The sequence below is a fragment of the Curtobacterium sp. MCPF17_050 genome, from assembly GCF_003224435.2.
Lineage (GTDB): Bacteria > Actinomycetota > Actinomycetes > Actinomycetales > Microbacteriaceae > Curtobacterium.
This window is the reverse complement of sequence record NZ_CP126250.1, coordinates 1,014,088-1,026,225: the sequence shown is the minus strand read 5'-3', so window position 1 is coordinate 1,026,225 and position 12,138 is coordinate 1,014,088. Positions and strand designations below refer to the sequence as shown.

The 12,138-nt window shown below is 70.9% G+C and carries 7 protein-coding genes; all 7 read right to left on the bottom strand.

All coding sequences use genetic code 11. The features are described from left to right. Positions 1–5 precede the first annotated feature (5 nt). On the bottom strand, positions 6–3,296 hold the full coding sequence (locus DEJ34_RS04880) for a GH92 family glycosyl hydrolase (protein ID WP_110911650.1): 3,291 nt from the start codon (positions 3,294–3,296) through the stop codon (positions 6–8). Between the two features lie 15 nt (positions 3,297–3,311). Further along, complete coding sequence (locus DEJ34_RS04875) at positions 3,312–4,295, bottom strand: endo-beta-N-acetylglucosaminidase H (protein WP_110900674.1); 984 nt, start codon at positions 4,293–4,295, stop codon at positions 3,312–3,314. A 124-nt stretch (positions 4,296–4,419) separates the two neighbouring features. Then, positions 4,420–7,455, bottom strand: coding sequence for an alpha-mannosidase (locus DEJ34_RS04870; RefSeq protein WP_110911651.1), 3,036 nt, complete (start codon positions 7,453–7,455; stop codon positions 4,420–4,422). A gap of 81 nt (positions 7,456–7,536) precedes the next feature. Next, the gene (locus DEJ34_RS04865; protein WP_110911652.1) at positions 7,537–8,892 is read right to left on the bottom strand and encodes a glycoside hydrolase 5 family protein; all 1,356 of its coding nucleotides are present in this window, start codon (positions 8,890–8,892) and stop codon (positions 7,537–7,539) included. Next, positions 8,892–9,869: a carbohydrate ABC transporter permease gene (locus DEJ34_RS04860; RefSeq protein ID WP_220032830.1), complete on the bottom strand. Its 978-nt coding sequence runs from the start codon at positions 9,867–9,869 to the stop codon at positions 8,892–8,894. Before DEJ34_RS04860 ends, DEJ34_RS04865 begins: the two co-directional genes overlap by 1 nt. After that, complete coding sequence (locus DEJ34_RS04855; RefSeq protein ID WP_110823792.1) at positions 9,866–10,744, bottom strand: carbohydrate ABC transporter permease; 879 nt, start codon at positions 10,742–10,744, stop codon at positions 9,866–9,868. Before DEJ34_RS04855 ends, DEJ34_RS04860 begins: the two co-directional genes overlap by 4 nt. 36 nt (positions 10,745–10,780) lie before the next feature. Then, positions 10,781–12,079, bottom strand: coding sequence for an ABC transporter substrate-binding protein (locus DEJ34_RS04850; RefSeq protein WP_110911653.1), 1,299 nt, complete (start codon positions 12,077–12,079; stop codon positions 10,781–10,783). Positions 12,080–12,138: the final 59 nt, after the last annotated feature.

Genomic DNA, 12,138 nt, shown 5'->3' with positions numbered 1-12,138 from the left:
CCCGGTCAGGACGGACTCCCGTCGGCGGCGATGCACTGCAGCTGCGTCAGCGTGACGGGCGTCACGGCCTCGAACGAGAGCGTCCCCGCGCTGACCCCGCCGGCGAACGGGAACACCCGTGTCTGCCCGGCCCACACGAACTCCTCGTCCTGCGCGTCGAGCTGATGGACCACGCGCTCGTCGGCGTCCCGCAGCACGATCCGCCACGATGCCGTCCCCGCCGCGGCCGCGGTCACCGTGACGAGCGATGCCGCCGCGACCGTGACCGGCACCACGACGCCCTCCCCCGCGGCGAGTGCCACCTGGGTCAGCCCGGTGTCGTCCGTGAGCGGTGAGGCCCCGACCGGCAGGACGTCGTCCGGGGTGTCCCGGTACCCGTGCTGCTCGGACGCCGAGGTCGGGCGCGTGTCCGCAGCCCACCCGACCGGCGTCTCCGACAGCGCGACGACGATCCACGACGCCCCGACCACCACCGCGTGCGGGATGCTGATGGACCCCCACGGCTCGTCGTCGACCGTGACGGCGCCGATGAACCGGCCGGTACCGGTGGTCTCGATGACGGTGGGCGAACCACTCCCCGGCGGACGCAGCACCGTCCGCCGGACCGACGGCGGCACGAGCACGTAGGTGCCGGTCGACGGCGCCAACGGGTACAGCCCGATCGTCGCGAACACGTACCAGGCGCTCATCTCGCCGTTGTCCTCGTCACCGGGGTACCCCTGGCCGAGGTCGGAGCCGACGAACAGCCGGTCGAGGCACTCGCGGACGATGCGGTGTGCGTCGTCGTGCCGGCCGGTGAACATGGGGAAGAACGGGATGTGGTGCGCGGGCTGGTTCGACAGTCCGAGCATGCCCATGCGGATGTCGCGGGCCTCGGTCATCTCGTGGATCGCGAACCCGTACGACCCGGAGCGGTCGGTGGCACCGGTCTCCGGTCGCGCCGAGAAGCGGGCGAACGCGGCATCGAAGCCGGCCGGCCCGCCGTGCAGGTCGACCACCCCGGCACCGTCGTGCGGCGCGGTGAACATCGTGCCCCACGCGTTCGTCTCGGTGTAGTCGCTCCCCCACACGTCGGGGTCGAAGCCGCCGTCGGGGTCGGAGTCGTCCCGCCACGAACCGTCCGGTGTCCGGCCGATGAAGAACCCGCGCTCCCGGTCGAAGACGTTCCGGTACTGCAGGGACCGACGGGCGAACCACTCGTGCTCGGCCCGGTACCGTGCTTCTCCGGCCGCGTCTCCGGCAGCCGCGGCACGCTCCGCCATCACCCGCGCCAGGACGGCGACACCCCAGTCGTTGATGGCCGCGTCGAGCGTCCACGACATCCCCTCGCCGGTCGCCGTGTCGACGTACCCGCGGAACAGGCCCGGGAGGCTCCCCTTCCGTCCGACCCGTCGGTCGCGCGCGGGGACGGTCGCGTTCCGCACCGCCGACCGGTAGGCCTGCTCGACGTCGAACCCGTCGACGCCCTTGGCCACGAGGTCGGCGAAGACCGTGTCGCTCGTGGTGCCGGTCATGACGTCCTCGGCGCCGGGGGCACTCCAGCGCGGGGTCCAGCCGCCGTCGGTGAAGTGTCCGACGACGCCCTCGGCGAGGTCGGCCGCCGTGTCCGGGGTGAGGAGCGCGAGCAGCGGCCACGCGGTGCGGTAGGTGTCCCAGAACCCGTTCGTCGTGGTGAGCGGCCCGTCGACGACCTCGGGTCCGGGCTCGTCCCGGATCGGCTCGGACAGGACGTCGCCGTACGGGGAACGGTGGCGCGGTGTCCCGTCCAGAGCGGTCTCCCCCGCGCGCGTCGGGTAGAGGAACGCCCGGTACAGCCCGGAGTACAGCGAGACGAGCTGGTCGTCGGTGGCGCCCTCGACCTGGAGCACGTCGAGTTCGGCGACCCACCGGTCCTCGGCCTGCTCGCGCATCGCGGTGAAGTCGCCCGCTGCACGCAGGTTCGCGACGGCGTCCTCGGCGGAGACGGTGGAGATGCCGAGCAGCACGTCGGTGTCCCCGGTGACCTCGACCCACCCGCGGAGCTCCCCGTCGACGACGGTGGTGTGCTCGGCGACCGCGTTGATGATCCGGACGTGGACGTGGTGCGGCGGGGTCTCGGGGCGGTCGTCGAGCAGGGCGTCGACGACCACCGCACCGTCCTCGAGCCGGACCGAACACGAGCGGAGCACCCCGTGATGGTCGAGCACGACGCTGCGGACACCGGTGAACCGCCAGGCCAGGGCGAACTCCCCCGCGGTCATCTCCGCGGTGACGCCCTCGTCGAGGCCGACCCGGTACCGGTGTGGTCCGTCGAGCTCGTCGACGTGGTCGAACCCGAGCGCGCGGGCGGTCCGGTCGACGTCGGGCTCGGCGAGCGGGGAGGGCATGACCTGGAACACCCCGCGGTCGGCCATCCACGGCGAGGGCAGGTGGCTCGTCGCGAACGCCTGGATCGCCGGGCGGTTGTCGCTCGGGCGGTTGTGCTCCTGGTAGGCGTACGGCCACCGGCTGTCGGACGCGTTCGTCATCGGCAGGCCGAACACCCCGCCGTGCGGGAGTCCGACGAGCGGGGCGTTGTTCCCGCGCGAGAACGTGCCCGACGAGTGCGTGCCCCGGGTGGTGCGGACGGAGTCGAGCGGGCGACCGCCGGGAGGCACGGCACCGGTCCCGGGGCCGGCCGGCTCGATCCGGACGTCGTCGAGCCAACCGCGCACGGTGCGGACGGTTGCGGCCGACGCCGCGTCTGCGGCCGGCCCGGCGTCGGCCCGGACCGCCCTGTCCACCGCCGGATCCGGCCCGTCAGCGGACGCGGGCCCGTCTGCGCGGCCGAGTCGGGCCTCCAGGCGGTCCACCACCTTGCCGGCGACCGCCGACAGGTCGACGGTCCGCCGGTTCCACTGGTCGACCCACTGCTTGCGGGCGTCGTCCTGCGCCTCGGGTGTGACGGCGTCCCCGTACTGGTCGCGGGCGAGAGCGTCACCGACGCCGTCACTGAGCCGGGTGCGGTCGGTGAAGACGACGTCGAGTGCGAACGCCGTGGCGGCCCAGAACCGGTCGAGGTCCGAGACCCCCGGTTCGGTCTGCCCCTCGGGCAGCGACCGCTCCGGGAACCAGACCCAGGTCAGGACGTCGGTGAGCCCGACCTCCCGTCCGGCGAACCCGGGGACGACCTGCACGGTCCCCCTCGGGTCGGTCTGTTCGATCAGGGTCGCCTGCCGGGAGACGAACCCGACTCCGTTCCGGGCCGCGACCGCGGTCACGGGACCGGTGCTCGTCGGGCTGTCGGTGGTCGGGCTGCCACGGCGCTCGTCACTCATGGATCGGTCGTTCCCCTACTTGTAGACGGCGGACTGACCGTAGAGCACTTGCGTGAACTGCGACACGTAGGGGCTGACGTCTCCGTCCGGCAGGTTGTACGTCATGAAGACGCCGTACCCGTCTGCCTTGGTGCGCTCGGCGAGCGTGACGGCCAGGTCCACCGGGGTGTTCTGGATGTCGACCGCCGCGGCCGAGAGCTTCGACTTCGGCACGCCGGGGATGCTCGGCGCCGTGTAGGTGCCGTAGTAGGGGTTCCAGGCGTAGTCGAGCTTCTTGCCGATCGACGGCTTCTCGTGCTGCAGCGACGTCGACGACGGGCCGATGTCGTAGAACGAGATGATCTTGCCGGGCATGTCCGCTCGGAGCGCCGAGATGAGCCAGCCGATCGACTGGTCGTTCGGCTGCGGGGTGCCGTCCACGCCGTAGTCCGAGTACTCGTCGTCGAGGTCGACGCCGTCCAGCCCGTACTTCTCGACGGTCGCCGACACCTGCGCCGCGAAGTCCCGCGCGTCCGCCTTCGACGTGAAGTTGGCCAGGCCCGTGCCCTGGTGGTTGCCGAGCACCGAGAGCGTGACCTTGATGCCCTTGGCCTGCAGCGGGCGGATCTGGGTCGCCGCCTGGTCGAGCGTGCGCTGCACGTTCTCGTTGGCGTACAGGACCGCGTCGCCGTCCGCGTCACGGTTGATGTTCGCCGCGAAGATGATCGCCACGTCGAACGCGTTGGCGCCGTTCTCGAGCGTGTACCGGCCGACGTTCCGGAGCTCGTCGTTGTTCACCTCGACGTAGGCGATGCTCGTCGGCCCGGACTTCGTCGGGGCGGTGTGCCCCGGGCGGCCGTGGCCGTGGCCGTGGCCGTGGCCGTGTCCGTGGCCGTGCCCGTGGCCCTGCGATGCCGCTGCCGGCCCGCCGGGAGCCGCCGACGCGGCGGCGGGCACCATCGGCGCCGCCACCATCGCGACCAACGCCGCCACGATCCCGATCTTCATGGTCTTCTGCATGACACTCCTCTTCGAGTGGTGTCCGCGGCGACGAGGTGCCGCCGCGGTCCACGACCGGTCCGGCCGTGGGACCCGCCGCCGGGACACCCGAAGTCCCGGCGGCGGGGGTCTCAGTGGGCCGCCGTCAGCGCTCCTCGCTCGTGCGCGGGAAGCGGAAGGTGCGGACCTCGAAGGCGTCGACCGCGAAGGCCGCCACCCCGTCGGTGACCGCGGCGACGCCGGGCAGCGCCGGGTCCGTCTCCTCGAGCAGCGTGACCTCGACCGGCTCGCCGAACGGCCCGTCGACCGCCAGACCCCCGGTCCCGCGTCGGCCCGCCGGCTCGTACACGCGGACGACCAGGTCACCGATGCGGTCGTCGGCGAGCTTGACGGCCGAGACCACGACGTCACCGGAGGCCTGGACGAGCGAGTCGAAGCCGTGCGCGCCGGCGATCCGTCGGACGGACGTGTTCATGACCGTGCCCGCAGCGGTCGCCCCGACGACGTCGGTCCCGATCACCAGGCCGTACCGGTGCGTCTGCACGCCCTGGTCCGTCTCAGGGTCGGGGAACCGCGGTGCGCGGAGCAGCGAGAGCCGGACCGTCGTCGTGACGTGCCCGTCGACCGCGTCGCGCGTGACGTCGAACCCGTGGATCGAGTCGTTGACGAGCGCCACGCCGAACCCGGGCTCCTCGACGAGCACGTACCGGTGCATGGACGTCTCGAACTTCGCGGCTTCCCACGAGGTGTTCGTGTGTGTCACCCGCTTCTGCGCGCCGAACTGGGTCTCCGCGATGGTGTGCTCGGCACGGACGTCCAGCGGGAACGCGACCTTGAGGAACTTCTCGGTCTCGTGCCAGTCCGTGACCTGGTCGAACTCGAGCGTCCGGGTGCCGGGCGCGAGCGTGATCTCCTGCGTGAGCGTCGACTCGCTGAACGAGCGCGACACCGAGACGCGGGCGGTCCCGTCCTCGTCGACCGAGCCGCGCAGGGCGGTCACGTCGACCAGGTCGTCGACGCGGTTCCGGTAGTACCGGTCGACGTCCCACGCGTCCCACATGTTCGGGAAGTCCTGGTGCAGCTGGAGCAGGTTCGCGACCTGGCCCGGTGCGATCGCGTCGCGACCGGTGGCCAGGTCGACGGCGCTCGTGACGAGTCCGCGGCCGTCGACGACGACGCGGACCAGGTCGTTCGTGAGCACGAAGCCGCCGTCGGCCTCCTCGAGGCGGACCGGGGTGGTCGCCTCCAGGTCGGTCGTCAGGATCGCGCTCTGCGCCAGGGCGCCGCCGTGGAGGCTCGGGGCCGGGTTGACGACGACCGTCGCGTCCCCCTCACCGGCGAGCGCCGACAGGGCGGCGGCGATGAGGGCCTCCAGGCGGGCCGCGATCTCCGCGTACCGCTCGACGGCCTCACGGTGCACCCACGCGATCGAGGTGCCCGGCAGGATGTCGTGGAACTGCTGGAGGAGGACCTGCTGCCAGAGCGCGTCGAGCTCGTCGTACGGGTAGGCGAAGTCGGTGCGGGCAGCGGCCGTGGCGCACCACAGCTCGGCCTCGACGAGCAGGTGCTCGCTCCGCCGGTTGCCCTGCTTCGTCTGGTGCTGGCTCGTCAGCGTGGCGCGGTGCAGCTCGAGGTAGAGCTCGCCGACCCACACGGGCGGGTTCTCCAGCTCGCTCTTGGCCCGGTCGAAGAACGCGTCCGGGTGCTCCCACGTGACGCGGGCGCTGCCCTCGAGGTCCGCCAGACGTGCCGCCGTGCCGGTCATCTCGCGGGTGGTGCCGCCGCCGCCGTCACCCCAGCCGACCGGCGCGATCGACCCGGAGGCGAGCCGGTTCTCCCGGAACTGCCGGGCGGCCTTCGCGACCTCGGAGCCGGACAGCCGCGAGTTGTACGTGTCCATCGACGGGAAGTGCGAGAACACCCGCGACCCGTCGATGCCCTCCCACAGGAACGTGTGGTGCGGGAACTTGTTCACCTGGTTCCACGAGATCTTCTGCGTGAAGAACCACTCGAAGCCCGCGCGACGCATGAGCTGCGGGAGCGCCGGCGAGTAGCCGAAGCTGTCCGGCAGCCAGACGCCCTTCGGTCGGATGCCGAACTCGCGCTCGAAGAACCGCTGGCCCTGGGAGAACTGCCGGACGATGCTCTCGCCCGTCGGCATCACCGTGTCGGACTCGACCCACATCCCGCCGAGGGGCAGGAACCGGCCGGCGGCGACGGCGTCCTTGACCTTCGCGTAGACCTCGGGCCGGTGCTCCTTGATCCAGGCGTACTGCTGCGCGCTGGACATGCCGTAGAGGAAGTCGTCCGTCTGGCCGATGAGCTCGGTCATGCTCGACGTGGTGCGGGCGACCTTGCGGATCGTCTCGCGCACCGGCCAGAGCCAGGCGGAGTCGATGTGGGCGTGGCCGACGGCGGAGATCCGGTGCGCGGAGGCCTCGGCGGGTGCGGCGAGCACCTCGGCGAGCGCCGCACGGGCGCCGGGGGCGGTCTCCGGGATGTGCTGCAGGTCGAGGGCGTCGAGGGCGTCGTCGAGCGCCTGGAGGATCCGCATGCGCCGGGGGCCCTGCGGCAGCTCCTCCTGCAGTTCGAGCAGGACGTCGATGTCGAGCGCGAGCTCGTGCACCTCGGCGGCGAACACGGCGAGGTCCATCCGGCGGCTCGTGTACAGCCGCTTCGGGGACGACGTGCGGATGTCGCCCTCCTGCGTGACGAGGAAGGGGTGGTAGTCGAGCAGCACCGGGTTGGACGCTGCCTCGACGAAGAACTCGACGGTCTCGCCGCCGACGGCTGATTCCGTGATGAGCACCCACTGGTTGCGGGGGTTGAGCGACTTCACCGGGGTGCCGTCGGACAGGTAGACGAGCCCCTCGCACTGGAAGCCGGGCATGTTCTTGTCGAAGCCGAGGTCGACGAGCGCCTCGACCCGCTGGCCGGCCCACTCCGCGGGGACGGTGCCCGACAGGCGGAACCAGGTGGTCCCCCACGCGGCACCCCACGGAGTGCCGACCTCGTACGGTTCGAAGTCGAGCGCCAGACCCTCCGCGGGGGCGATCGGCTCACCGGGCAGCTCGTGCCAGGCGGTGTCGAGCGGGACAGCGGTGGCGTGCACCTCGGGCAGGATGCGCTCGTCGAGGACACGGCGTGCGCGGCCGATGGTGAGCGGGATGTCGTCGTGCATGGGTCCTCCGGGACGGCGGTGTCCGTCCGGGTCGTCGGGGCGTGGGGCGTGGTGCTGGTCGTGCGGAAGTGCTGATCGGGGTCAGGGCATCGTCGCGGGGTGTGCGACGGACACGGTGGCGGACGCGGTGTCGTTCGGGACGTCGACGCAGGTGGTGATCCCGCGCGCGGCCAGGAGCGCGGGATCCCCGAGGCGGGAGCGCAGCACGACCTGCGGGCCGCGGCCGTCCTGCTCGGCGATCGCGAGCCAGGCCGCGGCGAACCGGCCGCCCGGCGCCGAGTCGGCTCGGGTCCCACCGAGCGGCGTCCCGTCCGGGGCGACGTCGTCGAGCACGAGCGAGGTCGTCGGCGGGGTCGGGGCCTGGTACCGGCCGTCACCGAACGCCAGGGCCATCTCACGGAACCGCTCCCCGGTCGGCTTCACGCGGCCGTCGTTCGTGAGCAGGCCGAGGTCGTACTCGAGCTCCGGGAAGTCGGCGAGCGAGCGGGACACGTCGTGCGAACACCACCACGTGATGCCGAACAGCCCCTGCACGTCGAGGGCGTGCCGGATGGTCTGCTCGGTGAACGTCGGGGCGTCGGCCACGTCCACCACGTTGGTCGGTGCGCCGACCTCCTGCAACCAGTTCGGCCGGTCCGCGCGGGTGTTCCACGCGGCCGCGAGCTGCAGCAGGTACTCGCCGTGTCGGACCGACCCCGGGCCGAGGGCACCGTGCAGGCGTGCCGACCCGTTGAAGACCCACGAGTGCGTGACGGTCGCGTCCCCGTGGTCGGCCGCGTGCTCCGGGCCGAACGGCTGCGCGTCGTCGTACCAGGCCGCGTCGTACTGGGCGAGGGTCACGAGGGGGGCCGGACGCTCCCCCACGGCGGAGGCGGGCCGGGTGCCGGAGCCGGGTTGAACCTCCGGACCGGCCAGCCCCTCACGCGCCGCGGCGACCATCGCCGCCGCCCACGCGTGCCCCTGCTCGGGCGTCGTCGCGAACGGCGACGGGTGCGGGGCGTGCGCGAACTGGTTGACCTCGTTGCCGACCGTGACGCCGAGCAGGTTCGGCCGGTCCCCGACGGCGGCGGCGAGTGCCCGGACGTACGCGGCGGTCGAGCCGACGACGTCGGGGTCGGTGAACATGTTCCGGCGGTGCCACGAGTCGAGCCACGACGGCAAGAAGTCGAAGCTCGACAGGTGCCCCTGCAGCGCGTCGACCGTGACGTCGAGTCCGAACGAGCCGGCGATGTCCACCACCGTCGCCACGTCGTCGAGCGCCCGTTGCCGGATGAGCGTCCGGTTCGGCTGCACGACCGGCCAGAGCGGGAAGACCCGGACGTGGTCGGCGCCGAGCCCGGCGATCGCCTCGAGGTCCCGTGCGGTGTCCGACGGCGAGAAGTCGAGCCAGGAGTGGAACCAGCCGTTCGACGGTGTGTGGTTGACGCCGAAGCGCATCAGCCCTTCACCCCGCCCTCTTCCACGCCCTTGAAGAAGAAGCGCTGCAGGACGGCGAAGATCACGGCGATCGGGATGAACGCGATCATCGTCCCGGCGGCGATCATCCGCTGGTCGGTGGCGAAGGTGCCCTGCAGGTACTGCAGCCCGACCGTCAGCGTGAGCTTGTCCGGGGACTGCAGCACGATGAGCGGCCAGAGGAAGTCGTCCCACGCACCGATGAACGAGAAGATCGCGATCACGGCGATCGTCCCCTGCACGGCGGGCAGCGAGATGTAGCGGAGGCGCTGCATCGCGTTGGCGCCGTCCATCACGGCCGCCTGGTCGATCTCCTCGGGCACCTGGCGGAAGGCGTTGTACATGAGCAGCACGTTGAGCGCGGCGATCATGCCGGGCAGGGCGACACCGACCAGGGAGTCGGCGAGGCCGAGGTCCTTGACCGTGACGAACTGGGAGATGATCGTCGCCTCGCCGGGCAGCACGAGGGTGGCGAGGAACAGGCCGAGGACGACCTTGCGGCCCTTCCACTGCAGGCGGGCGATCGCGAACCCGGCGAGCGTGGCGAACACGATGTTCCCGATGACGTCGATCGCGGCGACGATGAGCGAGTTCCCGATGTACCCGAAGACCGGGATGGCGTCGCCCACGCGGAGGTAGTTGCCGAACGTCGGCTGCGCGGGGATGAACGACGGGTTCGCGGTGTAGATGTCCTCGCCGGTGCCCTTGAGCGAGGTCGAGAGCTGCCAGAGGAACGGACCGATCGTGATGAACAGCACCACGACGAGCAGGACGTAGCGGAGCACCTTCTCACGGGTGGACATGACGCCCCAGACCGCGCGACGGCGCTTGCGTCCGCCGGGCGGGGACTGCCGGGAGGCCCGGCCCACGTCCGTCGCGCCGGTCACGTCCGGTGTCGGTGCGGCCACGCCGGCGTTGCCGCCGATGACCGGTTCGCTGGTGCTGGTGGTGTTCGTCACTTGTCCGCCTTGCTGTTCATCCGGGCGAGGGCGAGCATCGGGATCAACGTCACGGCGAAGAGCAGGAGGCTCAGGGCGGACGCGTAGCCGAGGTTGCCGGTGAAGCCGCGGGCGTACTGCTGGATGAGCATGACGAGGGAGTTGTCCTGGCCGCCGGGGCCACCCGTCCCGTTCGTCAGGATGTAGAGCTCGCTGAAGACCCGGAGGGCGCTGACGCACACCAGGATTCCGACGAGCGTCATGGTGCCGCGGACGCCGGGCATGGTGACCGACCAGAACCGGCGCACCGCCCCGGCGCCGTCGAGAGCGGCGGCCTCGTGCAGGTCCTTGCCGACGTTCCCGAGGGCAGCCAGGAAGATGATCATGTAGTAGCCGAGGCCCTTCCACACGGTCAGGCTGATCGCGCTGAACAGCAGCAGCCACCGGTCGGACAGGAACGGGATCGCGCCCTGCACGACGCCGAGCGACTGCGCCATCTCGTTGACGACGCCGCGGTCGTCGAGGATCCAGTTCCAGATGAGCCCGACCACGACCGCGCTCGCGATCACCGGCGTGTAGTACGCGGTCCGGAAGAACGCGATCCCGGGCATCTTGTGCTGCACGAGCACGGCCATGAGGAGCGGGAGGACCGTCAGCAGCGGCAGGCACACCACCATGTAGATGACGCTGTTGAGCAGCGCCTCCCACACCTGCGGGTCCGCGAGCAGGGTCCGGAAGTTCGCCGTCCCCACCCATGCACTGACCCCACCGAGCGGGCTGGCGTTCGTGAACGACAGCCGCACGGTGTTGATCGACGGCCAGAGACTGAACGCGAGCAGCCAGACCAGTGCGGGCAGCACCAGCAGCCAGGGCGTGAACCAGCGGTTCGCACGCATGACGATCCTCCCTCTTCCTTCGGGTACCGGGCCGGATCAGCCGTTGGCGAGCAGGGTGTTCATCTTGGTCTGGGCGGTCTGCAACGCCTTCTCGGGCGTCGTCCCGCCCTTCATCGCCAGCGCGATCTGCTGGTCGAGGAAGTCCGTCATCGCCGAGTTCGCCTCGACCGGGTTGAGGTTCTTCGCGGTCTTCAGGGCGTCGTTCGCGAGGACGCGGGCCTTCGCGTGCACGGTGCCGTCGTCCTCCGAGAAGAACGGGTCGGACTGCGAGGACTTCGTCGACGGGAAGATGTTCACCAGGTGGGCGAACTCCTCCTGGTTCTCGGCGTTCGTCATGAACGCGGCGAGCGCTTCGGCGGTGGCGAGGTGCTTGCTCTTCGCCGAGACGCTGAGGCCCTGCACGTACAGCGGCGGGTTGTCCAGCGCCGGCGAGACGATGATCTTGCCCTTGAGCGACGGGTTGTTCTTCTCGAAGTCGCTGATCGCGGTCGCACCACCGGTGGTCCAGGCGACCTTGCCCTGCGTGAACAGGGTGGAGTTGCCGAGGTAGTCGGTGTTGAGGACCGACGACGGCATGAGCCCGTCCTGGTAGGCCTTCGCGTATTTGCTGATCAGGTCGGCGGCCTTCGAGGAGTCCGCGAACGTGAACTTCGTGCCGTCCGCGTTGAGGATCTTCACGCCGGCCAGCGAGAAGTCGGACAGGCCGGGCTTGCGGCTCATGAGGTAGTCGTCCGGGCACTGCTCGTGCATCGTCGCGGCCTGGTCGAAGAGCTCGTCCGTGGTCGTCGGCGGGTTCTCCGGGTCGAGGCCGCACTGCTCGAACATCGTCTTGTTCCAGTAGTCGATGTCGGTGTTGAGGTACCAGGGGTACCCGAACGTGCCGTCGACGCCCTTGTACCGGTAGGCCGCGAGTGCGCCCTCGACGTAGGTCTTCCCGAGCGTGGAGTCGTCCTTCGCCACGTCCTGCAGGAACCCGCGCTTCGCGAGGGGCAGGGCGATGTCCGGCGGCAGGTTGACGACGTCGGGCAGGGAGTTCGACGACGCCTGGCTGAGCACCTTCTCGGCGTAGCCGTCACCGGGCTGGTCGACGAGCTTGACCTCCGCGTCGGGGTACTTCTTCTCGAACGCCTTCACGACGCCGTTGAGGTAGTCCGTGTACGTCGGCGTGAGTGCCCAGGTCTGCAGGGTGATCGACCCGCTGACCTCTCCGTCGCCACCGCCACCGGTGGCCGCCCCGCTGCCGCTCGAGCAACCGGTGAGGACGAGCGCTGCGGCGGCAGCGCCGGCGAGGATCGCGGCCACTCGGCCCGACGTCGTGCGTGGGGTGGTTCTCATCGTTGCTGACTCCTTCGTCGAGCTACTGAACCGGTTCAGCCTTCTGCGCCGAACCGCTG